Annotated in this window: 22 protein-coding genes (1 of these 22 running past the window's edge); 8 read left to right on the forward strand and 14 right to left on the reverse strand. The window is 58.9% G+C overall.

Annotated features, from left to right (window positions below; all coding sequences use genetic code 11):
* The 9 genes from msrQ to mrcB all read right to left on the reverse strand — a co-directional run.
* Window positions 1-578: the 5' portion of a protein-methionine-sulfoxide reductase heme-binding subunit MsrQ gene (gene msrQ / locus HU722_RS24865; protein ID WP_065881619.1), read on the reverse strand. The gene continues 43 nt to the left of window position 1, outside the view; 578 of the gene's 621 nt are visible here — the first part of the coding sequence; its start codon is at window positions 576-578; its stop codon lies beyond the left edge, outside the window.
* Window positions 578-1,591: a protein-methionine-sulfoxide reductase catalytic subunit MsrP gene (gene msrP, locus HU722_RS24870; protein ID WP_065875698.1), complete on the reverse strand. Its 1,014-nt coding sequence runs from the start codon at window positions 1,589-1,591 to the stop codon at window positions 578-580. The genes msrQ and msrP overlap by 1 nt, the downstream gene beginning before the upstream one ends.
* Before the next feature lie 63 nt (window positions 1,592-1,654).
* A complete protein-coding gene (gene pssA, locus HU722_RS24875; RefSeq protein ID WP_049711521.1) occupies window positions 1,655-2,512 on the reverse strand; it encodes a CDP-diacylglycerol--serine O-phosphatidyltransferase in 858 nt (285 codons plus the stop codon).
* Window positions 2,513-2,655: 143 nt separating this feature from the next.
* Window positions 2,656-3,672 (reverse strand): ketol-acid reductoisomerase, encoded by a 1,017-nt coding sequence (gene ilvC / locus HU722_RS24880; protein WP_007948647.1) that lies wholly within the window; start codon window positions 3,670-3,672, stop codon window positions 2,656-2,658.
* A 47-nt stretch (window positions 3,673-3,719) separates the two neighbouring features.
* Entirely contained in the window at window positions 3,720-4,211 is a 492-nt protein-coding gene (gene ilvN / locus HU722_RS24885; RefSeq protein WP_003176102.1) for an acetolactate synthase small subunit, read from the reverse strand.
* Between the two features lie 2 nt (window positions 4,212-4,213).
* The gene (locus tag HU722_RS24890) at window positions 4,214-5,938 is read right to left on the reverse strand and encodes an acetolactate synthase 3 large subunit (protein WP_065891201.1); all 1,725 of its coding nucleotides are present in this window, start codon (window positions 5,936-5,938) and stop codon (window positions 4,214-4,216) included.
* Window positions 5,939-6,369: 431 nt separating this feature from the next.
* Complete coding sequence (locus tag HU722_RS24895; protein ID WP_049711520.1) at window positions 6,370-6,699, reverse strand: YqcC family protein; 330 nt, start codon at window positions 6,697-6,699, stop codon at window positions 6,370-6,372.
* A complete protein-coding gene (locus HU722_RS24900) occupies window positions 6,699-7,433 on the reverse strand; it encodes a tetratricopeptide repeat protein (protein ID WP_065891106.1) in 735 nt (244 codons plus the stop codon). Before HU722_RS24900 ends, HU722_RS24895 begins: the two co-directional genes overlap by 1 nt.
* Before the next feature lie 16 nt (window positions 7,434-7,449).
* Window positions 7,450-9,774, reverse strand: a complete 2,325-nt coding sequence (gene mrcB, locus HU722_RS24905) for a penicillin-binding protein 1B (RefSeq protein ID WP_065891107.1) — start codon at window positions 9,772-9,774, stop codon at window positions 7,450-7,452.
* Window positions 9,775-9,892: 118 nt separating this feature from the next.
* On the opposite strand from mrcB, the gene HU722_RS24910 reads away from it, so the two are divergent.
* From HU722_RS24910 to HU722_RS24920, 3 genes are all read left to right on the forward strand, one after another.
* Window positions 9,893-11,449 (forward strand): bifunctional aminoglycoside phosphotransferase/ATP-binding protein, encoded by a 1,557-nt coding sequence (locus HU722_RS24910; RefSeq protein ID WP_065891108.1) that lies wholly within the window; start codon window positions 9,893-9,895, stop codon window positions 11,447-11,449.
* A gap of 92 nt (window positions 11,450-11,541) precedes the next feature.
* On the forward strand, window positions 11,542-11,886 hold the full coding sequence (locus HU722_RS24915; protein ID WP_065875692.1) for a pentapeptide repeat-containing protein: 345 nt from the start codon (window positions 11,542-11,544) through the stop codon (window positions 11,884-11,886).
* Window positions 11,887-12,079: 193 nt separating this feature from the next.
* A complete protein-coding gene (locus HU722_RS24920; protein WP_010206563.1) occupies window positions 12,080-12,352 on the forward strand; it encodes a TfoX/Sxy family protein in 273 nt (90 codons plus the stop codon).
* A 237-nt stretch (window positions 12,353-12,589) separates the two neighbouring features.
* Here the strand turns inward: HU722_RS24920 and HU722_RS24925 are convergent, their stop codons facing one another.
* Genes HU722_RS24925 through HU722_RS24935 form a run of 3 tightly spaced genes read right to left on the reverse strand, consistent with a single transcriptional unit; the run spans window position 12,590 to window position 15,269 of the window.
* Window positions 12,590-13,357 (reverse strand): heme ABC transporter ATP-binding protein, encoded by a 768-nt coding sequence (locus tag HU722_RS24925; RefSeq protein ID WP_065881627.1) that lies wholly within the window; start codon window positions 13,355-13,357, stop codon window positions 12,590-12,592.
* On the reverse strand, window positions 13,357-14,394 hold the full coding sequence (locus tag HU722_RS24930; protein ID WP_065891109.1) for a FecCD family ABC transporter permease: 1,038 nt from the start codon (window positions 14,392-14,394) through the stop codon (window positions 13,357-13,359). Before HU722_RS24930 ends, HU722_RS24925 begins: the two co-directional genes overlap by 1 nt.
* A complete protein-coding gene (locus tag HU722_RS24935) occupies window positions 14,391-15,269 on the reverse strand; it encodes a heme/hemin ABC transporter substrate-binding protein (protein WP_065891110.1) in 879 nt (292 codons plus the stop codon). The genes HU722_RS24930 and HU722_RS24935 overlap by 4 nt, the downstream gene beginning before the upstream one ends.
* Window positions 15,270-15,425: 156 nt before the next feature.
* Here HU722_RS24935 and HU722_RS24940 point away from each other — a divergent pair, with 156 nt between their 5' ends.
* A complete protein-coding gene (locus HU722_RS24940) occupies window positions 15,426-15,743 on the forward strand; it encodes a Rieske (2Fe-2S) protein (protein ID WP_065875688.1) in 318 nt (105 codons plus the stop codon).
* On the opposite strand, the gene sfsA is transcribed toward HU722_RS24940, so the two are convergent.
* Together sfsA and HU722_RS24950 are read right to left on the reverse strand one after the other, a co-directional pair.
* Window positions 15,740-16,450: a DNA/RNA nuclease SfsA gene (gene sfsA, locus HU722_RS24945; protein ID WP_065891111.1), complete on the reverse strand. Its 711-nt coding sequence runs from the start codon at window positions 16,448-16,450 to the stop codon at window positions 15,740-15,742. The genes HU722_RS24940 and sfsA overlap by 4 nt on opposite strands.
* A complete protein-coding gene (locus HU722_RS24950; RefSeq protein WP_186753110.1) occupies window positions 16,450-17,622 on the reverse strand; it encodes a pyridoxal phosphate-dependent aminotransferase in 1,173 nt (390 codons plus the stop codon). The genes sfsA and HU722_RS24950 overlap by 1 nt, the downstream gene beginning before the upstream one ends.
* 319 nt (window positions 17,623-17,941) lie before the next feature.
* Between HU722_RS24950 and dksA the strand changes: the two genes are divergently transcribed.
* From dksA to HU722_RS24970, 4 genes are all read left to right on the forward strand, one after another.
* Window positions 17,942-18,385, forward strand: a complete 444-nt coding sequence (dksA, locus tag HU722_RS24955; RefSeq protein ID WP_025857127.1) for an RNA polymerase-binding protein DksA — start codon at window positions 17,942-17,944, stop codon at window positions 18,383-18,385.
* Window positions 18,386-18,468: 83 nt separating this feature from the next.
* Complete coding sequence (gene gluQRS, locus HU722_RS24960) at window positions 18,469-19,356, forward strand: tRNA glutamyl-Q(34) synthetase GluQRS (RefSeq protein ID WP_065881637.1); 888 nt, start codon at window positions 18,469-18,471, stop codon at window positions 19,354-19,356.
* A gap of 62 nt (window positions 19,357-19,418) precedes the next feature.
* Window positions 19,419-19,595, forward strand: a complete 177-nt coding sequence (locus HU722_RS24965) for a hypothetical protein (protein ID WP_003176118.1) — start codon at window positions 19,419-19,421, stop codon at window positions 19,593-19,595.
* Entirely contained in the window at window positions 19,579-22,533 is a 2,955-nt protein-coding gene (locus HU722_RS24970; RefSeq protein WP_175402993.1) for a sensor histidine kinase, read from the forward strand. The genes HU722_RS24965 and HU722_RS24970 overlap by 17 nt, the downstream gene beginning before the upstream one ends.
* Window positions 22,534-22,535 lie beyond the last annotated feature (2 nt).

Consider the following 22,535-nt stretch of genomic DNA (forward strand, 5'->3'; position numbering starts at 1 on the left):
GGGATCCGGCGCATTACAGGCGGTATTCGCAGCACTAAGAGCAACACACCTATAGAAGCATAGATAGCCCACTCCTTCAGATCAGCCCGCACAATCCACAGCATATGCAGCAAGCCGAGGCCAAGAATCACATACACCAGGCGATGCAGCTTCTTCCAACGACTCCCCAGCCGACGCTGACTATAACGATTCGACGTCACCGCCAATACCAACAGCAACAGGAACCCCAACGCCCCCACAATGATGTAAGGCCGCTTGCGCAATTCCACGCCCAACTGCGTCCAATCCAACCCCAGTACAAACACACAATAAGCAGCCAGATGGAGCACCACATAGGCAAAGCACCACAAACCCAACTGCCTCCGCACTGCTATCCACCCCGCCCAACCGCTAAGCTTCTGCAGCGGGGTCATCCCCAGCGTGATCAGCAACAAGATCAACGTACCCAGCCCCAGTCGATCGACCAGAACCTTGCCCGGATCAGGCCCGAGGGCGAAACCCCACGCCTCATACAGCCAATACAACGGCCATATCGCCGCAGCTATAAAGACGCCAATGCGCCAAACTGGATAGCGCATCAGTAGTTCTTCCGCAAATCCAGACCGGTATAAAGAGAAGCCACCTCATCGGAGTAGCCGTTGAACATCTGCGTTTCACGCACATTCGGACTGAACAGGCCGCTCGGCAGACGACGCTCCCGCGCCTGAGTCCAGCGAGGGTGGTCGACCGTTGGGTTCACATTCGCATAGAACCCATACTCATCCGCAGCGATGCTCTGCCAAGTGGTTTTCGGTTGCTCGCTCACGAGACTGATCCGCACAATGGACTTCACACTCTTGAAGCCATACTTCCAAGGCACAACCAAGCGTAGCGGCGCGCCGTTCTGGTTGGGCAATTCACGCCCATACATGCCAACAGCCAGGATCGCCAGCGGGTTCATCGCCTCATCCAGGCGCAACCCTTCTATATAAGGCCAATCGATCAAGCCGAAACTCGAACGCTGGCCCGGCATACTCTTGGAATCCTGAAGAGTTTCAAAGCGGATGTACTTGGCCTTGGAGGTTGGCTCAACCTGCTTGAGCAAGGCCGAGATCGGAAAGCCGATCCAGGGGATGACCATCGACCACGCCTCGACGCAGCGCAGACGGTAGATCCGTTCTTCCAATTGATACGGCTTCATAAAGTCTTCCAGGGCATATCGCCCCGGCTTGGCGACTTCGCCATCAATCACCACACTCCAGGGCTCGGTCTTGAGCGAGCCCGCATTCGCTGCGGGATCACCCTTGTCCGTACCAAACTCATAGAAGTTGTTGTAGTGAGTCGCATCCTTGAACGGCGTGATCGCTTCGTCCTTTACCGTAACTGCCTGCCATTGGGTACTCGGCAGCTTCTCGGCAAACCAGCTCGGCGCCCTGCCCGCTTCAACATCAGCATAACGTGAGGCTTCCTCAGCATTGGCCCAACGCGGCAAACTGCTGGCTGCGATGCCGGCAAGCGCACCACCAAGCAAGCTGCGGCGAGAAAGATAGAAAGATTCAGGAGTGACATCCGATTCATGGCAATCGGACGCTTTAGGCAACTTGATTAACATGGCAACTCCGCAGCGTTGGAGAACTGATGCACCAATAGACTGCGGAGTATGGGGGAAATTACATTAAGGCAATGTTTTGTCGCGGCGCAGATGCAACAGATACTGAACCGGGCCCGAAGCGGCGTAGACCAGGAACGCCAGCAACAGAATACGCGGAGGATCACTGAACACCACGGCGAACACCAGCACCACTGCCAGGATTGCCACGAAAGGCACGCGCCCCTTGAGGTCCAGCTCCTTGAAGCTGTTGTACTTGATGTTGCTGACCATCAGCATGCCGGCAGCAGCTACCATCAACGCCACCAGGAACGACATTTTCGAACCCTGAATGCCGTAATCACTGAACGCCCAGACAATACCTGCCACCACCCCCGCAGCCGCCGGGCTGGCAAGACCGATGAAATACCGCTTGTCAGCAGTCCCCACCTGAGTATTGAAGCGCGCCAGACGCAAAGCAGCGCCCGCAACATAGATGAAGGCGACCATCCAGCCAACCTTACCCATATCACCCAGCGCCCAGGCAAATGCCAGCAACGCGGGGGCTACACCAAACGCGACCATATCCGACAACGAGTCGTACTCGGCACCGAAGGCGCTTTGCGTGTTAGTCATGCGTGCCACACGACCATCAAGGCCGTCGAGCACCATGGCAACGAAAATGGCAATGGCAGCAAAACCGAAATACTTACTGGCACTCACCGCATCACCCGCCGCCAGCGCACTTTGGGCGCTCATGGAGTTGATGATGGAATAGAAGCCGGCAAACAGGTTTGCCGTAGTGAACAGGTTCGGCAAAAGATAGATGCCACGATGCCGGACCTTGCGACCTTCGGCGTCATGCCCTTCTTCGACATGCTCATCGATCGGCAGCAGGCTTTCGGCGTCAGAAGCCTGGTGTGGCTCTTCGGGACGTTCGCTCATGGACTTTACCTTGCAACGGTGTGAAAAAATTCGACAAATACTTGCGGCGAGTGTTCGCCCGCAAACGATGCAGCTTTATACCAGAACCAGCCCACAAACGAAAAAACGCGGCCTAGGCCGCGTTTTCCGTTGATGCGTACGACTTAGTTTTTGGCTTTGTCGACGATCTTGTTGGCACCGATCCACGGCATCATGGAGCGCAGTTGCTCGCCGATGATTTCGATACCGTGAGCGGCGTTGTTACGACGCTTGGCGGTCATCGAAGGGTAGCCGGTAGCGCCTTCGCTGATGAACATTTTGGCGTATTCGCCGTCCTGAATACGTTTCAGGGCGTTGCGCATGGCCTGACGGGACTCGGCGTTGATCACTTCCGGGCCAGTCACATACTCGCCGTACTCGGCGTTGTTGGAGATCGAGTAGTTCATGTTGGCGATACCGCCTTCGTACATGAGGTCAACGATCAGTTTCAGTTCGTGCAGGCATTCGAAGTAGGCCATTTCCGGAGCGTAGCCAGCTTCAACCAGGGTTTCGAAACCGGCTTTTACCAGTTCAACGGTACCGCCGCACAGAACGGCTTGTTCGCCGAACAGGTCGGTTTCAGTCTCGTCCTTGAAGGTGGTTTCGATGATACCGGTACGACCACCGCCAACACCCGCAGCGTAGGACAGCGCAACGTTCTTGGCATTGCCCGAAGCGTCCTGGTAGATCGCGATCAGGTCAGGGATACCACCGCCTTTGACGAACTCGGAACGCACGGTGTGGCCCGGGGCTTTCGGCGCGATCATGATCACGTCGAGGTCAGCGCGTGGCACTACTTGGTTGTAGTGAATCGCGAAGCCGTGGGAGAAGGCCAGGGTGGCGCCCTTCTTGATGTTCGGCTCGATTTCGTTCTTGTACAGCGCGGACTGGAACTCGTCCGGGGTCAGGATCATGACCAGGTCGGCAGCAGCAACGGCGGAAGCAACGTCAGTCACTTTCAGGCCATGGGCTTCAGCCTTGGCAACGGTGGCCGAGCCTTTGCGCAGGCCAACAGTCACGTCAACGCCGGAATCTTTCAGGTTGCACGCTTGTGCGTGACCCTGGGAGCCGTAGCCGATGATGGCGACTTTCTTGCCCTGGATGATCGACAGGTCACAATCTTTTTCGTAATAAACTTTCATGAGGTTCCTCTATATATCCAGGCCGTAAGGCCATTCACTAATTTGGGTTAGATGCTGAGTACTTTGTCGCCACGGGCAATCCCGGTGACACCACTGCGTACTGTTTCCAGAATCGAGGCCGTCCCGATCGATTGGATGAAGCTGTCCAGCTTGTCGCTTGTACCGGTCAGTTGAACGGTATAAACGCTGGCGCTCACATCGACGATCTGCCCGCGATAAATATCGGTAGTGCGCTTGATCTCGGCACGCTGGGCGCCGGTGGCCTTGACCTTGACCAGCATCAGCTCGCGCTCGATGTGGGCACTCTCCGACAGGTCGACCAGCTTGACCACTTCGATCAGCTTGTTGAGGTTCTTGGTGATCTGCTCGATCACCTCATCGTGGCCCACGGTGGTCAACGTCAGGCGCGACAAGGTCGGGTCTTCGGTTGGGGCCACGGTCAGGCTTTCGATGTTGTAGTTGCGTTGCGAAAACAGGCCGACAACACGAGACAGAGCGCCGGGTTCGTTCTCCAAAAGCAGGGAGATAATGTGCCGCATGATTAAGTACGCTCCGTCTTGTTCAGCCACATGTCGCGCATCGAGCCGTCTTTGATCTGCATCGGGTAGACGTGCTCGCTGGTATCCACCTTGATATCGATGAACACCAAGCGATCTTTCATGGCGAACGCTTCTTCCATCTTCGGCTTCAGATCTTTCAAGTCGGTGATGCGAATGCCGACGTGGCCATAGGCTTCAACCAATTTGACGAAATCTGGCAGCGACTCCATGTAGGAATGGGAGTGACGGCTGTTGTAGCTCATGTCCTGCCACTGACGAACCATGCCCAGCACGCCGTTGTTCAAGCAGACGATCTTCACCGGAAGGCCGTACTGCAGGCACGTCGACAGTTCCTGGATGTTCATCTGGATGCTGCCCTCACCGGTGACGCACGCGACGTCGGTGTCCGGGAAGCTCAGTTTCACGCCCATGGCCGCAGGAAAACCAAAGCCCATCGTGCCCAGGCCACCGGAATTGATCCAGCGATTAGGCTTGTCGAACTTGTAGTACTGCGCGGCGAACATCTGGTGCTGGCCCACGTCGGAGGTCACAAAGGCGTCGCCCTTGGTCACTTCGCACAGGGTCTCGATCACGGTTTGTGGCTTGATGATGCTGCCGTCGCCCTTATCGTAAGGGAACAGGCCACGATCACCGCGCCATTCGTCAATCTGCTTCCACCAACTGGCGACGGATTCCTTGTTCGGCGCTTCGCCGATGTCCTTGAGCGCGGCAACCATCTCGGTCAATACGCTTTCAACCGGACCTACGATCGGCACATCGGCCTTGATGGTCTTGGAGATGGACGCAGGGTCGATGTCGATATGGATGATCTTGGCGTTCGGGCAGAATTTGCTCGCGCCGTTGATTACCCGGTCATCGAAACGTGCACCCACTGCCAGGATCACGTCGGCATGGTGCATCGCCAGGTTGGCGGTGTAGCTGCCGTGCATGCCGAGCATGCCGACAAACTGGCGATCCGTACCCGGGAATGCGCCGAGGCCCATCAAGGTGTTGGTCACCGGCAGGTTGAGCAGCTTGGCCAGTTCGGTCAGCGGTGCGGAACCGCCGCCCAGAATCACACCACCACCCGAATACAACACGGGACGCTTGGCCGCCAGGAGCATTTCTGCTGCCTTGCGAATTTGCCCCGAGTGCCCACGAACGGCCGGGCTGTAGGAACGCAGCTTGGCTTTTTTCGGGAAGACGTATTCGAATTTTTCCGCCGGGTTGGTCATGTCTTTCGGGATATCAACCACCACAGGGCCCGGGCGACCGGACTGTGCGAGGTAGAAGGCCTTCTTCATGATTTCCGGGATTTCCGAGGCATGCTTGATCATGAAGCTGTGTTTCACGATCGGCCGGGAGATACCGATCATGTCGGTTTCCTGGAATGCATCGGTACCGACCATGGTGCTTGCCACCTGGCCAGAAATGATCACCATCGGGATGGAGTCCATATAGGCAGTCGCGATGCCGGTAATGGCATTGGTTGCGCCTGGGCCGGATGTTACCAGTACCACACCGGCTTTACCGGTGGCACGGGCATAACCGTCAGCCATATGGGTCGCGGCCTGTTCGTGGCGAACCAGGATGTGGGTAACAGCCGGTTCCTTGAACAGTGCGTCGTAGACATGCAGCAGAGCACCACCTGGGTACCCGTAGATATAGTCGACGCCTTCGTCACGCAAAAAGCGGACGAGCATCTCACCGCCAGATAAAAGCTCCACGTTGTTCACCTCTAAAACGCCAGAATACCGTCCGTTGAAAACCGACGGGTCTTAATAGGTTTACTTCTCAACAGAGCATGAGCGACGGTGGTCGCCGACTACGTCAGCACTGACTGAGCAAGTATTGGGATCGTCCCAAGTGTTGCGGGCTTTTCCCACCCAGCGCGAGGTAACGCGTTGCGGGTGTAACAGGTCGGCGCGGATGTGCGCCTCATGATCTGCTGAGCGGGCCTGCTTCTGGCAGTCCCGATACAGCGGACTTTGGATTCTTCTGTTTCAGCCCCTTCAAGTCAAGCAATAATTGCGCTTTTTTCCAACTAAGCGCATGAGAACGTAGAAGAAAGGGGTTTGAGGAGGGATAAAACTCGCCTGAATGTCGTCAAGCGGTAGAAATGTGCGCAAGACTGCCGGAAAACCCGGCAGTCAGGCAATTAACGAGCGTCGGCGATCAGTTGGTCGAACTTTTTCAGCGCATTGCGCAAGCCGAGGCTTTCCAGCGGGCGGTCAGCGTAGACCATCTCCGCCATCTCCATGATCCCCGAAGCATTTGGCAATGGCAGGTCCTGCTCGAGGATCTGCTTCATGCGCACCAGGAAGATCCATTGCAGCCACTGGTGAAAGTCCAGGGTGTCTACCGAAAAGGGCTCAACGCTGCTGAGTGCCTCGACGCTGGGGGACACCTCGTCCCACCAGCCCTGCACGCGCAATTCGCGCTCAATCAGCAATAACTGTTCGGCAATTGCGGGAAAGCGTGCATCCATCAGAGGCTGACCTTGGCTTTCTGGCGAGCCTGGGCCGCGCCGGCTGCGTCACCTTGTGCGGCACGCGCGTCACCAATCAAGGCCCACAGACTGGCTTGCAGGTCTGGACGACCGTTAGCCAGACTCAGGCCCCGACGGGCAAACTGCTCGGCTTGCGGCGCGTCGCCCTGGGCCATGCGTACTTGCGCCAAGCGGTACAACACTTGAGGCTCGCGAGGTGCAACACGCTGGGCACGCTCAAGGCTGGACGAAGCGCCGTTCAAATCCCCCCCTGCCTGCTGTTGCTGGGCAGTGGTCAGCAGCGCCAGCACCGGGCCGTCCAATTGCTCATCAGCCGACAGGCCGCCACCGCTGGAGGATGACGGAATACCACTTGGCGTCGACGGCATGTTGTAGGTGCCTTGATTGATCGGCGCCGCTTGAACCGGCGTGGAGTCAATCGGGCCCGAGGTGCTTGGGCCCGGCGTCCAGGGCTCAGCACTGATCGGCGCCGATGCCGCTGCGCCGCCGCCTGGCACCATCACCACCACGCCGGAATCCTGTGGCATTGCCTGGGTCGTTGCCTGCGCAGGGCGCTGGGTCACGGTTTGACGGAACCCGCCATTGGCCGAAATCCGGTCGTTATTGGAGACGGCTGTGCTGGAGTCCACCACGGGAATGGAGCCGCGTTGGACGCTGGAGCAACCGCTGAGCAAAGCCAGAGCTGTAATAGCTGGAAACAACCATTTGTTCACTTGAAACCCTCTTTGCTTAATTCATCCAGCCCTTGACCCAATCCATCACCGATTCCGCGTCAGCAGGGGCACTGCCACCGCACGCGGCACCGGGTGGCGGTTCGCTGCCGCGAATATACGGCATCTGCACCGCCCCCGGACAATTGGAATCGGAGCCTTGACCCGTGTGCGGATCAATCCAGGCCTGCACGATGTTATCCGGCTGCGGCATGTTCAACGGCAGCGGGTCGGCCTTGCGCATGAAACTGGTCCAGACCTGCAGCGCACCGGTGGCACCGGTGAACGGGGTCTTGCCGTTATCGTCACGCCCCAGCCACACCACCGCCAGCACGTCCTGGCCGAAGCCGGCGAACCAACTGTCGCGCGAATCGTTACTGGTACCGGTCTTGCCCGCCAGCGTCAGGTTCGATGGCAGGACCTTATAGACAGAACTACCGGTACCTTCACGCATCACGCGCTGCATGGCGTTCTGAATCAGATAGATGGAGCCCGCATCAAAACGTTGCTGAATCTGGAACGGGTAACGCTTGAGCGGCTCGCCTTCGGCAGTCAACACGCTGCGGATCCCGCGCATCGGTGTATTGAAACCACCGTTGGCTAGGGTCTGGTACATGGTTGCGACTTCCATCGGGGTCATCGCGCCAGCGCCCAGCAGGATCGACGGAAAGGCCGGGAATTCACGGGTGACACCCAGTCGCGCGATCGTCTTGAGGACGTTCGGCACGCCGACTTCAAGGCCGAGGCGGGAAGTGGAGATGTTGTAGGAGTGAGCGATCCCTTGGTATAGGAACACCGTACCGTGGGAGCGACGGTCGAAGTTCTGCGGCGTCCACACCTGGCCATCAGCCCCCTTGACCGACAATGGATCATCCGACAGCCAACTGGTCAGCGTGTATTTGCTCGGCTTTTCCAAGGCGGTCAGGTAAACCGCAGGCTTGACCAGCGAACCGATTGGCCGTACCGCATCCAGCGCGCGGTTGAAACCGGCGAAGCTGGCCTGGCGACTGCCGATCATGGCCTGCACTTCACCGGTTTCCGGGTTGGTCACGACCATTGCCGCTTCGACTTCATCGGAGCCTTTACGCCCCGTGAGGCGCTTGAAGGTGTCATTGACGGACGCTTCGGCTTTCATCTGCAGGATCGGGTCGAAACTGGTGAAGATCCGCAGGCCCTCTTCGGTCAAGTCTTCGTCGCGGTAATCTTCACGCAGTTGGCGTTTGACCAGATCGATAAAGCCTGGGAAGGAGCTGTCCGCCAGCTTGCCGCGGGTTGTTACACCCAGTGGCATTTTCTTCGCCGCGGCGACTTGGTCCGCCGTCGCAACGCCCTGTTGCTCAAGCACATCGAGCACCAGGTTACGACGTTCCAGTGCGCGCTCAGGGTTACGACGCGGGTTGTAGTAGGAAGGCCCCTTGACCATGCCCACCAGCAGCGCAACCTGATGCAGCTTCAATTCGGAAAGCGGCTGGCCAAAGAAGAACTGGCTGGCCAAGCCAAAACCATGCACGGCGCGCTGGCCGTCTTGGCCGACGAACACCTCATTGAGGTACGCCTCTAGGATTTCCTGCTTGCTGTAGTGCAGCTCCAGCAACATCGCCATCATGGCTTCGGTGAGCTTGCGCGTCAGGCTGCGCTCATTGGTCAGGTAGAAGTTCTTGACCAATTGTTGCGTGAGCGTGCTGCCGCCCTGGGTCATCTTACCGCCAGAGGTGTTCACCCAAACCGCGCGGGCAATCGACTTCGGCGAGACGCCCCAGTGGTGGTAAAAATCGCGGTCTTCGACGGCAACCAGGGTTTCCAGCAGGTACGGCGGCACCTGATCAAGCTTGATCAGGATGCGATCTTCAAGGTTTTTCGGGTAAATGCCGCCGATCATCAGCGGTTCCAGTCGAACCACGGGCAGCTTCGAGCCATTGAGCGACGACAACTCGGCAACGTAATCGCCGGAAAAGCGCACGCGCACCGGCTGGGCTTTTTCCAGGCCTTCGTAGAACTGGAAGCCGCGGGTATTCAGGTCGACGGTGTTACCCGTGACGGCGGCCGCACCCGGACCGTTGCTCACGGGTTCGCGGCGGTAGCCCAAGGCATCGAGCTCGGTCAGGAAGTCATCCTTGCTCAGCTTCTGGCCGGTGAACAGTTCCAGTGGGCGCGCGTACACCTTGGCCGGAATGGTCCAGCGCTTGCCGGAGAATTTCTCCTGGACCACAGCGTCGAGGTACACCGCAAAGCCGGCGAGCACCACAAGGCCTACCAAGCCAAGCTTGAGCGCCCAGCCCAGCCAAGGGCGAAGGCCACGGGAGGGAGGTTTTTTACGGGAACGGGGAGATCGGGTTCGAGTCATGGCGGCGGATTATACGCACTTTATTGAGGATCAACATGAGCCGGACAGCGGTTTGCACGACCGGCCGCAGCAGCCATAATGCCCGCCATGTTTTTCCCCAGACTCTGAAGGATCGCCCGTGAGCCAGTCCCTGATCGCCGCCCTGCAAAACCCGGCTTTATACCCCCATCCGGTTGAAGCGTTCCAAGTCATCGAGACCCATATTTCCTGGGTCGTACTGACCGGTTCCTACGCTTATAAACTGAAGAAGCCGATGAACTTCGGCTTTCTGGATTTCACCGACCTGGAAAAGCGCGGCCACTTCTGCCGGGAAGAACTGCGCCTTAACCAGCGCCTGACAGACGATTTGTATCTTGAAGTGTTGCCGATCACCGGCACTGCCGAAGCCCCGCAACTGGGTGGCGATGGCCCGGTGATCGAGTACGCGCTGAAAATGCGTCAGTTCCCACAAAGCCAATTGCTCAGTACCCTGCAAGCCAACGGCGAACTGACCAGCGCGCACATTGATGAGATGGCCAAGCAGATCGCGCACTTCCACCTCACCGCGCCGACAGTCCCGCAAGAACACCCTGCCGGCACCCCGGACGAAGTGATGGCACCGGTTCGCCAGAACTTCGATCAGATCCGCCCGTTCCTCAGCGACAAGGTTGACCTGGCTCAACTGGACGCGCTGCACGCCTGGGCCGAAAGCAGCTTCGAGCGCCTCAAGCCGCTGTTCGCCCAGCGCAAGCTGGAGGGTTTTACCCGCGAATGCCACGGTGATATTCACTTGGGTAACGCAACCCTGATCGATGGCCACGTGGTGATCTTCGACTGCATCGAGTTCAACGAGCCTTTCCGCTTTACCGACGTGTACGCCGACACCGCCTTCCTGGCCATGGACTTGGAAGACCGTGGCCTCAAGTCCCTGGCGCGTCGCTTCATCAGCCAGTACCTGGAGCTGACCGGTGATTATCACGGCCTGGAAGTCCTGAACTTCTATAAAGCCTACCGAGCGCTGGTACGCGCCAAGGTTTCACTGTTCAGCATGCCGAGCGAAGCCAGCCCAGTGCAGCGCGCGACGACCCTGCGCCAATACCGCAACTATGCCAACCTGGCGGAAAGCTACAGCACCATTCCGTCGCGCTTCCTGGCAATTACCCATGGTGTTTCGGCCGTAGGCAAAAGCCATGTTGCCATGCGCCTGGTCGAAGCCTTGGGCGCTGTGCGCCTGCGTTCGGATGTGGAGCGCAAGCGCCTGTTCGGCGAGCAACATGTGGAAAACACGCCTCAGGCCGGCATCTATGCAGCCGATGCCAGCGCGGCGACCTACGCGCGCTTGAATGAAATCGCCGACACCGTCCTTCGCGCAGGTTACCCAGTGGTGCTGGATGCGACCTTCCTTAAGCGCGAACAACGTGATGCAGCTGCCAAGATTGCTGAAGCCACCGGTGCACCCTTCCTGATCCTGGATTGCAATGCGCCTCAGGCCGTTATCTCAAACTGGTTGGCGCAACGTCAGGCAGATAAAAACGATCCTTCCGACGCGACATTGACGGTTATCGAAGAACAGCACGCCAATCGCGACCCGCTGACAGCCGAGGAACTGCTCCTCAGCAAACGCGTCGAAACCAACGAAAGCGGGACCCTGGATGCCTTGGTCGCGCATATTCGCCAACACTTGCCAGGCTTGTAAGAAAAATTTCTTGGTCGTGTCGTCTGCCAAGTCGCACGACCAAGCAATAGTGGCACTATAATGGCGTCATAAATCCAACAGGAGTCGCCTTCATGAGTCAGCCCAAGCTTCTTGATACTCCGCTTTACTCGCTCCTGCATAAAGATGATGTCCGAGGATTTAACGAGGAACGCCCAAAAGACGGGGTCATCGATATGCGCGGTGGCGACTTCCGTGGGTTGGACCTGCGTGAGCTTAACGCCGCTGGCGTGGATTTTACCGACGCGTATTTCCGCTCCGCCGATTTGCGTGGCCTGGACTTGCGTGACTGCCCACTGGAAGGAGCGAGCCTGGCCCATGCGCAGATTTCCGGTACTTACTTCCCGCCAGAACTCACTGCCGATGAGATCCTCATGTCGGTCAATTTCGGCACCCGCCTACGCTACCGCACCCGCTAAAATCCGCTGCCTCTACCCCGGTTTCGCATAGTCGAACCGGGGACTTCCCGCCTGCATGATCTAGTCATTCTCATACGTCTTTAGGCCGTTTCCGACTAAAGAACTACGCTTTTCCTACTGAGCGCTACACTCCTGCTCAGGCTTGCCTGGTCACGATACCCACCGAACCATTCGGCCGTCGCAAGGAGGCTTGATGAACGATGAGCTGCAACACCTGAAAAACCTCGGCAAGACGTCAGCACAGTGGCTGCACGCAGTGGGCATCCACAGTGCGTCCGACTTGCGTCGCCTGGGCGCGGTCGATGCTTACCGAGCCGTGCGGACGCGCGGGTTCCGCGCGTCAAAAGTGCTGCTGTATGCCATCGAAGGGGCATTGATGGATGTGCACTGGAACGACATTCCTGCTGAGCGCAAGGAAGCGTTGAACCGTCAATTGGACGCTCTGTCGGCACGCCAGAAAAATTAGCTCGACTATAAAACCCAACATTTACAGGCATTGCGAACATACGTTTGAGAAAACGCGGAAGACATGCAAAAACAAATGTTGACTCTCAAATGAGAATCGTTATGATTATCACAACTGGTCGCGAGATCAGCCGATAACTGAAAGACCATTGGTTCGGACTCTCAGATTATCTCCTCATCAGGCTAATCACGGTTATTTGACCCGGCTCTTGCCGGGTCTTTTTTTGCCTGTCAAAACCTAGCGCGCAATAATCAACGGATGCCCACGTTCCGGATGGGGTTGCACGAGCACATCCAGACCAAACACCGCTTTCAGCGGCTCAGGCTGCATTACCTGCGCCGGTGTATCCAGGGCATGGGGACACCCCGCCTGAAGCAACAGAATTCGATCACAGTAACGCGCCGCCAGGTTCAGGTCATGAAGGATCACCAGCACTGCCGCTCCTCGATCGGCAAAGGTCCGGATGGCCTGCAAGGTTGTATGTTGGTGCAAGGGGTCCAGCATTGACGTCGGCTCATCCAGCAGTAACGTCTGCCCTGCTTCACCTGGCCATAACTGCGCAAGCACGCGCGCCAGGTGAACGCGTTGACGCTCCCCGCCAGACAACGCCAGGTAGCTGCGACCGCTCAAGTGACCGACATCTGCCGCCTGCAAGGCTGCCTTTATAATCTCGTCGTCGCGTACTCGCCCAGTTTGATGTGGCAAACGCCCCATGCCGACAACCTCTTCGACGCGGAATGCAAAGTCCAGCGTCGAAGCCTGGGGCAAAACCGCAAGGCGCTGCGCCCGCTGCGCACCACTCCATTCGCTCAACGGTCGTTGATCCAGCCACACCGTGCCTTGATCGGGATGCAGTTCACCGCACAACGCGCCTAGCAACGTGCTTTTACCCGCGCCATTTGGGCCCAATACGCCAAGCACCTCGCCCGGCAATAAATCGAGGGTGACATCCGCCAACACAATTTTACGCCCGCGACAGATCTGCAAGTCTTCCACACGCAGCATCAGGCATGCCCCCGCAACAACAGGTAAAGAAAAAACGGAGCGCCGATAAACGCAGTGACGATGCCGATCGGCAGTTCAGCCGGCGCCAAGGCAAGGCGCGCTACCAGATCGGCAAACAGCAGCAAGCTTGCACCCGCCAATACGGAAGCTGGCAACAGCACCCGATGATCCGGCCCCGCCAGCAATCGCACCAAATGCGGCACCACCAGGCCCACGAAGCCAATCATGCCTGCTGCGGCCACCGCAGCGCCCACCCCCAAAGCCGTGCAGAAGACCAGCTCACGCTTAAGCCTTTCCACATCAATCCCAAGGTGATTGGCTTCTGACTCGCCGAGCAGCAATGCATTCAGCGCCTTCGCTCGGCGCGGCAACCACAGCGCCACACCCGCGCTCACCAGCAACAGCGGCCATAACCTGGAATAGCTGGCGCCGTTAAGGCTCCCTAGGTTCCAGAATGTCAGGGTGCGCAAGGTGGCGTCATCGGCCAGGTAGGTAAACAGGCCCACCGCAGAGCCGGCGAGGGCTGTAAGGGCAATGCCGGCAAGCAGCATCGTCGCGACATTGGTTTGGCCGTTGCGCCGCCCCAGTCGATAGACCAATGCGGTGACGCCCAGCCCGCCGAGGAATGCGCACAGCGATAACAAGTACGGCCCGAATGCATCCGGCAAACCGCCAAAAAACGAAGCACCGACAATCGCCACTGCAGCCCCCAACGCCGCACCGCTGGAAACCCCGACTAATCCAGGATCAGCCAGAGGGTTGCGGAACAATCCCTGCATCGCCACTCCCGACAAAGCCAACACGCCGCCGACCGCCAACCCCAGCAGCGTACGCGGCAAACGGATCTGCCCCAGGATCAGCTCAGCCTGCTCCAGCCCCTGTGCCTCAATAGGCAGCCCCATCAGTCGCAACGCGGCGTTGAGCGTATCCAGCAATGGCAAGCTGACCGGCCCCAATGCCAGCGAGAGCCAGATAGCCAATACACACAACAGCGCCAGCCCAATAAAGAGCGTCTTCGGTTTAACCAACGTGGTCATGGGGCAGGCTTAGCCTGGGACGGATAAAACCCGGCAGACAGCTCTGCCAGGCTTTGCGGCAGGCGCGGCCCAAGCCCGCCGACCAGCAAGGTGGTGTCCACCTCAAACACCCGCCCACTCTTAGCCGCCGGAGTGGAAGCCAGGATCGGATTCTCTTTGAATAGCGCCGCACGCGCCGCATCACCACTCAGGGCACGGTCAGCAAATACCAGCACATCCGGGCTCAACCCCGCCAACGACTCCACCGAAAAAGGTTTGTAACCACTATGGGTCGCCAGATTGCGCCCGCCCGCCTGTTGCAACATCCAATCAGCCGCCGTGTCTTTGCCCGCGATCAGCGGCTTGCCGCCTGCATGCCCGAGCAGCAGCAATACACCTGGCGCGTTTTGGGTGGACTGAGCCTTGGCGACCCAACGCTTTTGCTGGTTCAGCGCCTGCTCATATCCGGCAAACAATTCGGAGGCCTTGGCGTCATTACCCAACAACGTGCCCAACTGCTGAAGATTGCCTTTTAACGCAAGCAAGTCAGGCTGCGCCGAGAACATCTCCACCTGCACGCCCGCGCTACGAATCTGCGCCAGCACGGGCGGTGGGCCCATTTCTTCAGTCCCCACCAGCACCTGCGGGCGCAAACTCAGGATGCCTTCAGCCGACAACTGTCGCTGGTAGCCAATGCTCGGCAACGCCCTGAGGGACTCGGGATGTTGACTGGTGGTATCGACCCCCACCAGTTTTGCCTCACCGCCCAGGGCCGTCACCCATTCCGACAGCGCCCCACCGGCACTTACCCAGCGTTGTGGCAGTTCAGAGGCTTGGGCCCCATGGTTGACCAGCAGTCCGACAACAAGCGCGATAGCGCTGGCACTCAGGCGCATAACAGGGTTTCCTTCCAGGGGCAGGGCCGCTCAAGCACTCATCAATGTGACAGAAAACGCTTGCCCACCATCGTAATGAGCGCCCGTACAGCAAACGGGCGAAGCCGGCATTTGATAATTGTTTGCATTTGAACGTCAAGGCACTTAAGGACTGAAATGAAGTTTCTCTGCTCCTCCGACACCCTCGCGCCAGACAGCAGCCTCGGTTTTGACATCGACGGCTGCAAGCTGTTGGCCGTGCGCCGAGACGGCGTGCCCTACTTCTATATCAACCGCTGCCCCCATCGCGGCGTTCCACTGGAATGGCAACCCGATCAGTTTCTCGACTCCAGCGCCAGCCTGATCCAATGCGCCACCCACGGCGCTCTGTTCCTGATCGAAAGCGGCGAGTGCATCGCCGGCCCTTGCGCCGGCCAAAGCCTCACCCCCCTGCCTGGCCGCGAAGACGCCCAGGGCCTTTGGGTGGAACTCTAGTCGAGCAGCACGTCCAACCGTCGGTCTACACAGATTTCTTCTGATGTAACCCGCACGCCATAGGCCAGCACTTCCACCCCCGCCGCCTTGGCTTCACGTAGCGCAGAGGCGTAACCGGCGTCGATCTCCACGGCCGGGCGCACTGCATCAATCCCCGAGAGATTGACGCAATACAACTGCACTGCCCGCACGCCCTCGCGCGCCAGATGGGCCAGTTCGCGCAAATGCTTGGCGCCGCGCTGGGTCACCGCATCGGGAAAAGCGGCAACCGAGGAACCATCAAAGCCCAGGGTCACGCTTTTGACTTCAACGTAGGCCGCGCCGTCGGCATACTCCAGGCGAAAGTCGATACGGCTTTTCTCCTGACCGTAGGGTACTTCGCGCTTCAAGGCGGTGAAGCCATTGAGTTCGGTAATTACCCCTGCACGCAATGCCTCCTCGACCAACTGATTAGCGCGTGCCGTGTTCACGCACGCCAGACGGCCCTGGGGTGTCTCGGCGATTTCCCAGGTGCCGGGCAACTTGCGTTTAGGGTCATTGGAGCGACTGAACCAGACCTGCCCGCCTTCGACCATGCAATTGAGCATCGAGCCGGTGTTAGGGCAGTGAATGGTCAGCAACTCGCCGCTAACGGTTTCGATATCGGTGAGAAAACGCTTGTAGCGGCGAATCAGCCGCGCTTCTTCGAGGGGAGGATTAAAGCGCATCAGCCTTGCCAACTCCGCAAGCCACGTGCGATCCGTTCCACTGCTTCCTGTAGCCGATCGAGGTTTTGCGTGTAGGCAAAGCGCACATGGTGGCCGGCCTGGTAGCGGCCAAAATCCAAGCCTGGCGTAAACGCCACATGCTCGGTTTCGAGGAAGTGGCGACAGAATGCGAAGGCATCACCGCCGAACGCGCTGATATCGGCATACAAATAGAATGCGCCTTCCGGCTCGACGGCAATACCAAATCCCAGCTCGCGTAACGCTGGCAGCAAGAAGTCGCGACGGCGACCAAATTCGGCCCGGCGCTCTTCCAGAATGTTCAGGGTTTGTGGGGTGAAGCAGGCCAGCGCCGCGTGCTGCGCCATGCTTGGCGCACTGATGTAGAGGTTTTGCGCCAGTTTCTCCAATTCACCCACAGCGTCGGGCGGCGCAACCAACCAACCCAGGCGCCAGCCGGTCATGCCGAAATACTTCGAAAAACTATTCAGGACGAAAGCATCATCGTCGACTTCCAGCACGCTGGCTGCGTCCGTGCCGTAGGTCAGGCCATGGTAAATCTCATCCACCACCAGATGGCCGTTGCGCGCTTTGATTGCGCCGGAAAGGCCGGCCAATTCGTCGCGGGTCAGGATCGTGCCGGTCGGGTTGGCTGGCGACGCTACCAGCGCGCCCACACTGTCCTGGTCCCAGTGCTTGGCTACCAAGTCGGCGGTCAACTGATAGCGCAACTCGGGGCCAACCGGCACCAGTTGCGCCGCGCCCTCCACCAATCGCAGGAAGTGGCGATTGCAGGGGTAGCCTGGGTCTGCGAGCAACCAATGCTTGCCCGGGTCCACCAAAAGGCTGCTGGCCAGCAACAAGGCGCCGGAACCACCAGGGGTGATCAAAATGCGCTGGGGGTCAACGTTCAGCCCATAGCGCAGCTGATAGAAACCGCTGATGGCTTCGCGCAGTTCCGGCAGGCCGCGTGCCGCGGTGTAGCGGGTCTTGCCATTGGCCAATGCTGCCTGGCCGGCCTGGATGATCGGCTCGGCGGTGGTGAAGTCCGGCTCGCCGATTTCCAAGTGAATCACGTCATGCCCGGCGGCTTGCAGCTCATTGGCCCGCGCCAGCAATGCCATGACATGAAAAGGTTCGATGGCGCGACTGCGCGCACTGTAGGGCTGAGCCATTAGCCTTCCTTAACGGTAGGGACAAAATCTGGATTCTACCGAACCCACGCCGTAAAACATGTTCTATTGCCTGCCCGGCGGCCTGTACGGATCGGGCAAGCGCCTGCAAAACGACTAAAATCAACATTCGAGGCAACCCATGCCCAGCAATGGCGGGCTGATGTAGTTTGCAACCCCTTTGCCATGGGCCTCGACAACCGGGAGTGGCGCACCCCGAATCTATCTGGTAAGTTCGCCCGCTTGCAGCCGCAGGGCCGGCAGGTGTCGGTGACGTTGCAATCCTGCGCAATGGATTAGAAGAGTGAGAGGCGGTCTATTCATGTCCACCCAAGCAAAGCAACAGCAGACTCAAGGCCTCAACGGCTTCGAACCTTACGTAGAGAAGAAAGGTGAGGAGTACATGGGCGAGCCCATGCGCGAGCACTTCACCAAAATCCTGAACAAGTGGAAACAGGACTTGATGCAGGAGGTCGACCGCACCGTTGACCATATGAAGGACGAAGCAGCCAACTTCCCTGATCCGGCCGACCGTGCGAGCCAGGAAGAAGAATTCGCCCTTGAACTGCGCGCCCGTGATCGCGAGCGCAAATTGATCAAGAAGATCGACAAGACGCTGCAGCTGATCAAGGACGAAGAATACGGCTGGTGCGAATCCTGCGGTGTCGAGATCGGTATCCGTCGCCTGGAAGCCCGCCCAACCGCGGACCTCTGCGTAGACTGCAAGACCTTGGCCGAAATCAAGGAAAAACAGGTCGGCAAGTAATCCCGCCGAGCTGAACGAATGGGGCGTGCAAACGCCCCATTTTTGTTTCTGGCGTTTACCGAATTTCCAGTAGTATCCGGCCCATGACAGCCTCTACTTATATCGGGCGTTTCGCCCCCACGCCCAGTGGCCATTTGCATTTCGGCTCGCTGGTCGCTGCTCTCGCCTCCTACCTTGATGCCCGCGCCAATAACGGCCGCTGGTTGATGCGTATGGAAGACCTCGACCCTCCCCGTGAAGAGCCCGGCGCCCAAGCCGCGATCCTGCACGCCCTGGAAAGCTACGGCTTTGAATGGGACGGTGAACAGGTCCGGCAAAGCGAGCGGCACGAAGCCTACGCCAAAGTGCTGAACGACATGTTCAACCACGGCCTGGCCTACGCCTGCACCTGCTCACGCAAACAACTGGAACCCTACAACGGGATCTACCCAGGCCTGTGTCGCAATGCCGGCCACGATCAGCAGGACGCCGCCATCCGCTTGCGTGTCCCTGAGCTTGCGTACCACTTTACCGACCGCGTTCAGGGCGAATTCCGACAGCACCTGGGACGCGATGTAGGCGATTTCGTCATCCGTCGCCGAGATGGCCTTTATGCCTATCAACTGGCTGTAGTGCTCGACGATGCATGGCAAGGTGTTACCGACATCGTGCGCGGCGCTGACCTGCTCGACTCCACGCCACGCCAACTCTACTTGCAAGAGTTGCTCGGCCTGCGCCAACCGCGCTACCTGCACGTGCCGCTGATCATCCAGCCGGACGGTAACAAGCTGGGCAAATCCTATCGTTCCCCACCGTTGACGCCCGACCAGGCCACGCCTTTGCTACTGAGAGCCCTGCGCGCCCTCGGCCAGCAACCCGGCGCCGAACTGCTGCACGCCAGCCCACGGGAACTGCTGGATTGGGGCATTTCACACTGGGATGCGACAAAGATCCCGCGCACACTCACGCTGGCCGAAGCGCAATTGAGCTGAAGGCGCTTGCAGCTTGCCAAGCATCCGTTACCATCGCCGCAGTTTTTCAATCAGAGGCCAACATGTACATCTATCGATTGGTCCTGCTGCTGGTCGTCGGGATCTACCTGTTTTCTCCCGCCATCATGGATTGGTGGATCGACGCCACGGGCGCCTGGTATCGCCCTTATTTGCTGTGGCTGATTCTGATCGTCGTGACTTTCATCCTGCAGAGCCAAAAAGATGCCGATGAGCTTTAGCCTCACCCAGATGCTGCTGATCAGCGCCGCCTATCTGGCCGCGTTGTTCGGCGTCGCCTGGATCAGTGAGCGCGGAATGATTCCGCGGGCGATCATTCGCCATCCATTGACCTACACCTTGTCCCTGGGCGTGTATGCCAGTGCCTGGGCGTTTTACGGCACCGTCGGCCTGGCTTATCAATACGGTTATGGCTTTCTTTCCAGCTATCTCGGGGTGTCCGGCGCGTTTCTGCTGGCGCCGGTGTTGCTGTACCCGATCCTGAAGATCACCCGCACTTATCAGTTGTCATCCCTGGCCGACCTGTTCGCCTTCCGCTTTCGCAGCACCTGGGCCGGCGCGCTGACCACCATCTTCATGTTGATCGGTGTATTGCCGTTGCTGGCCCTGCAAATCCAGGCCGTGGCCGACTCCATCAGCATCCTCACCCGCGAGCCTGTGCAACATAGAGTCGCCCTGGCGTTCTGCGCGCTGATCAGCCTGTTCACGATTTTCTTCGGCTCGCGCCATATTGCCACCCGTGAGAAACACGAAGGCCTTGTGTTTGCGATTGCCTTCGAGTCGGTGATCAAGCTGATCGCCATTGGCGGCGTAGGCCTCTATGCGCTGTACGGTGTGTTCGACGGCCCGCAACAGTTGGAGTTGTGGCTGCTGCAAAACCAGACCGCCCTCGCCGCCCTGCACACGCCCCTGCAGGAAGGCCCATGGCGCACGCTGCTGCTGGTGTTCTTCGCCTCGGCGATCGTGATGCCGCACATGTACCACATGACCTTCACCGAAAACCTCAACCCGCGCTCGCTGGTCAGCGCCAGCTGGGGTTTGCCGCTGTTCCTGCTGTTGATGAGCCTGGCAGTGCCGCTGATCCTGTGGGCGGGTCTGAAACTGGGGGCAACTACCAACCCGGAATACTTCACCCTCGGCATCGGCATTGCCGCCAACAGCCCGGCGTTGGCACTGTTGGCTTATGTCGGCGGTTTGTCAGCGGCCAGCGGGTTGATCATCGTCACGACCCTGGCGCTTTCGGGCATGGCACTCAACCATTTGGTATTGCCGCTTTACCAGCCGCCGGCCGAAGGCAACATCTACCGCTGGCTGAAATGGACGCGCCGCGCGCTGATTGTTGCGATCATCATGGCAGGATACGGTTTCTACCTGCTGCTGGGCGCCGGGCAAGACCTGGCCAACCTGGGTATCGTTGCATTTGTCGCCACCTTGCAGTTCCTGCCGGGTGTGCTGTCAGTACTGTACTGGCCGACCGCCAATCGCCGTGGGTTTATCGCCGGCTTGCTGGCGGGGATCCTGGTGTGGGTCGTGACCATGCTGCTACCGCTGGTCGGCAACCTGCAGGGCTTCTACATCCCGCTGCTGAACATGATTTACGTGCTGGATGACACCAGTTGGCACATGGCGGCGATTGCGTCCTTGGCCGCCAACGTCTTGATGTTCACCCTGATCTCGCTGTTCACCAACGCCAGCCCGGAAGAAACCAGCGCCGCCGAAGCCTGTGCGGTGGATAACGTGCGTCGCCCGCAACGGCGTGAATTGCATGCGGCCTCGCCCCAAGAGTTCGCCACGCAACTGGCCAAGCCATTGGGCGCCAAGGCGGCGCAAAAAGAAGTCGAACAGGCGCTGCGCGATCTCTACCTGCCGTTCGACGAACGCCGCCCCTACGCGCTGCGTCGTTTACGTGATCGTATCGAAGCCAACCTGTCGGGGCTGATGGGGCCGAGCGTGGCTCAGGACATGGTGGAAACCTTCCTGCCCTATAAGGCTGGCGGCGAAAACTATGTCACCGAAGACATCCATTTCATCGAGAGCCGACTGGAGGATTACCACTCCCGCCTCACCGGTCTCGCCGCCGAACTCGACGCCCTGCGCCGCTACCACCGCCAGACCCTGCAGGAACTGCCGATGGGCGTGTGTTCCCTGGCCAAGGATCAAGAGATCCTGATGTGGAACAAGGCCATGGAAGAGCTCACGGGCATCCCTGCACAACGCGTCGTCGGTTCACGCCTCAATACCCTGGGCGAGCCCTGGAAAGAACTGCTGCAAGGCTTCATCAATCTGCCCGACGAACACTTGCACAAGCAGCACTTGGCCCTCGACGGCCAGACACGCTGGCTCAACCTGCACAAGGCCGCCATCGACGAACCCCTCGCCCCCGGTAACAGCGGCCTGGTGTTGCTGGTGGAAGACCTGACCGAAACCCAGATGCTCGAAGACAAGCTGGTGCACTCCGAGCGCCTGGCCAGTATTGGTCGACTGGCAGCGGGGGTGGCCCATGAAATCGGTAATCCGATCACCGGTATCGCGTGCCTGGCGCAGAACCTGCGGGAAGAGCGCGAAGAAGACGGCGAAATTACCGAGATCAGCGGGCAAATCCTCGAACAGACCAAGCGCGTCTCGCGGATCGTGCAGTCGCTGATGAGCTTCGCCCACGCGGGCGGCCATCAGAACCAGGACGAAGCCGTGTGCCTGGCCGAGGTGGCGCAGGATGCCATAGGCTTGCTCGCCTTGAACCGGCGTAATTTCGAAGTACAGTTTTTCAACTTGTGCGACCCGGACCACTGGGTAGACGGCGACTCACAACGCCTGGCCCAAGTGCTGATCAACCTGCTGTCCAACGCCCGCGATGCGACCCCAGCCGGCAGCGCGGTACGCGTCAAGACCGAGGCTTTCGAACATACGGTCGATCTGATCGTCGAAGATGAAGGTAGCGGTATTCCACAGAACATCATGGACCGATTGTTCGAACCCTTCTTCACCACCAAGGACCCAGGTGAAGGTACCGGTCTGGGCCTTGCACTGGTCTATTCCATCGTTGAAGAGCATTATGGACAAATCACCATCGACAGCCCGGCTGACACAGAAAGCCAACGCGGCACCCGTATTCGGGTGACCTTGCCGCGTCATGTCGAAGCGACGTCCGCTGTGAACTGAGA

It is taken from the genome of Pseudomonas tritici (genome assembly GCF_014268275.3).
Taxonomy (GTDB): domain Bacteria; phylum Pseudomonadota; class Gammaproteobacteria; order Pseudomonadales; family Pseudomonadaceae; genus Aquipseudomonas; species Aquipseudomonas tritici.

Bases quoted from the DNA above. Each gene is read 5' to 3' on its own strand.
- sfsA (WP_065891111.1), bottom strand. From the start codon at position 16,450: ATGCGCTTTAATCCTCCCCTCGAAGAAGCGCGGCTGATTCGCCGCTAC.
- HU722_RS24930 (WP_065891109.1), bottom strand. From the start codon at position 14,394: ATGACCACGTTGGTTAAACCGAAGACGCTCTTTATTGGGCTGGCGCTG.
- HU722_RS24950 (WP_186753110.1), bottom strand. From the start codon at position 17,622: ATGGCTCAGCCCTACAGTGCGCGCAGTCGCGCCATCGAACCTTTTCAT.
- dksA (WP_025857127.1), top strand. From the start codon at position 17,942: ATGTCCACCCAAGCAAAGCAACAGCAGACTCAAGGCCTCAACGGCTTC.
- HU722_RS24935 (WP_065891110.1), bottom strand. From the start codon at position 15,269: ATGCGCCTGAGTGCCAGCGCTATCGCGCTTGTTGTCGGACTGCTGGTC.
- ilvC (WP_007948647.1), bottom strand. From the start codon at position 3,672: ATGAAAGTTTATTACGAAAAAGATTGTGACCTGTCGATCATCCAGGGC.
- HU722_RS24895 (WP_049711520.1), bottom strand. From the start codon at position 6,699: ATGGATGCACGCTTTCCCGCAATTGCCGAACAGTTATTGCTGATTGAG.
- HU722_RS24965 (WP_003176118.1), top strand. From the start codon at position 19,419: ATGTACATCTATCGATTGGTCCTGCTGCTGGTCGTCGGGATCTACCTG.
- HU722_RS24920 (WP_010206563.1), top strand. From the start codon at position 12,080: ATGAACGATGAGCTGCAACACCTGAAAAACCTCGGCAAGACGTCAGCA.
- HU722_RS24925 (WP_065881627.1), bottom strand. From the start codon at position 13,357: ATGCTGCGTGTGGAAGACTTGCAGATCTGTCGCGGGCGTAAAATTGTG.
- HU722_RS24940 (WP_065875688.1), top strand. From the start codon at position 15,426: ATGAAGTTTCTCTGCTCCTCCGACACCCTCGCGCCAGACAGCAGCCTC.
- pssA (WP_049711521.1), bottom strand. From the start codon at position 2,512: ATGAGCGAACGTCCCGAAGAGCCACACCAGGCTTCTGACGCCGAAAGC.
- ilvN (WP_003176102.1), bottom strand. From the start codon at position 4,211: ATGCGGCACATTATCTCCCTGCTTTTGGAGAACGAACCCGGCGCTCTG.
- mrcB (WP_065891107.1), bottom strand. From the start codon at position 9,774: ATGACTCGAACCCGATCTCCCCGTTCCCGTAAAAAACCTCCCTCCCGT.
- HU722_RS24915 (WP_065875692.1), top strand. From the start codon at position 11,542: ATGAGTCAGCCCAAGCTTCTTGATACTCCGCTTTACTCGCTCCTGCAT.
- HU722_RS24970 (WP_175402993.1), top strand. From the start codon at position 19,579: ATGCCGATGAGCTTTAGCCTCACCCAGATGCTGCTGATCAGCGCCGCC.
- msrP (WP_065875698.1), bottom strand. From the start codon at position 1,591: ATGTTAATCAAGTTGCCTAAAGCGTCCGATTGCCATGAATCGGATGTC.
- gluQRS (WP_065881637.1), top strand. From the start codon at position 18,469: ATGACAGCCTCTACTTATATCGGGCGTTTCGCCCCCACGCCCAGTGGC.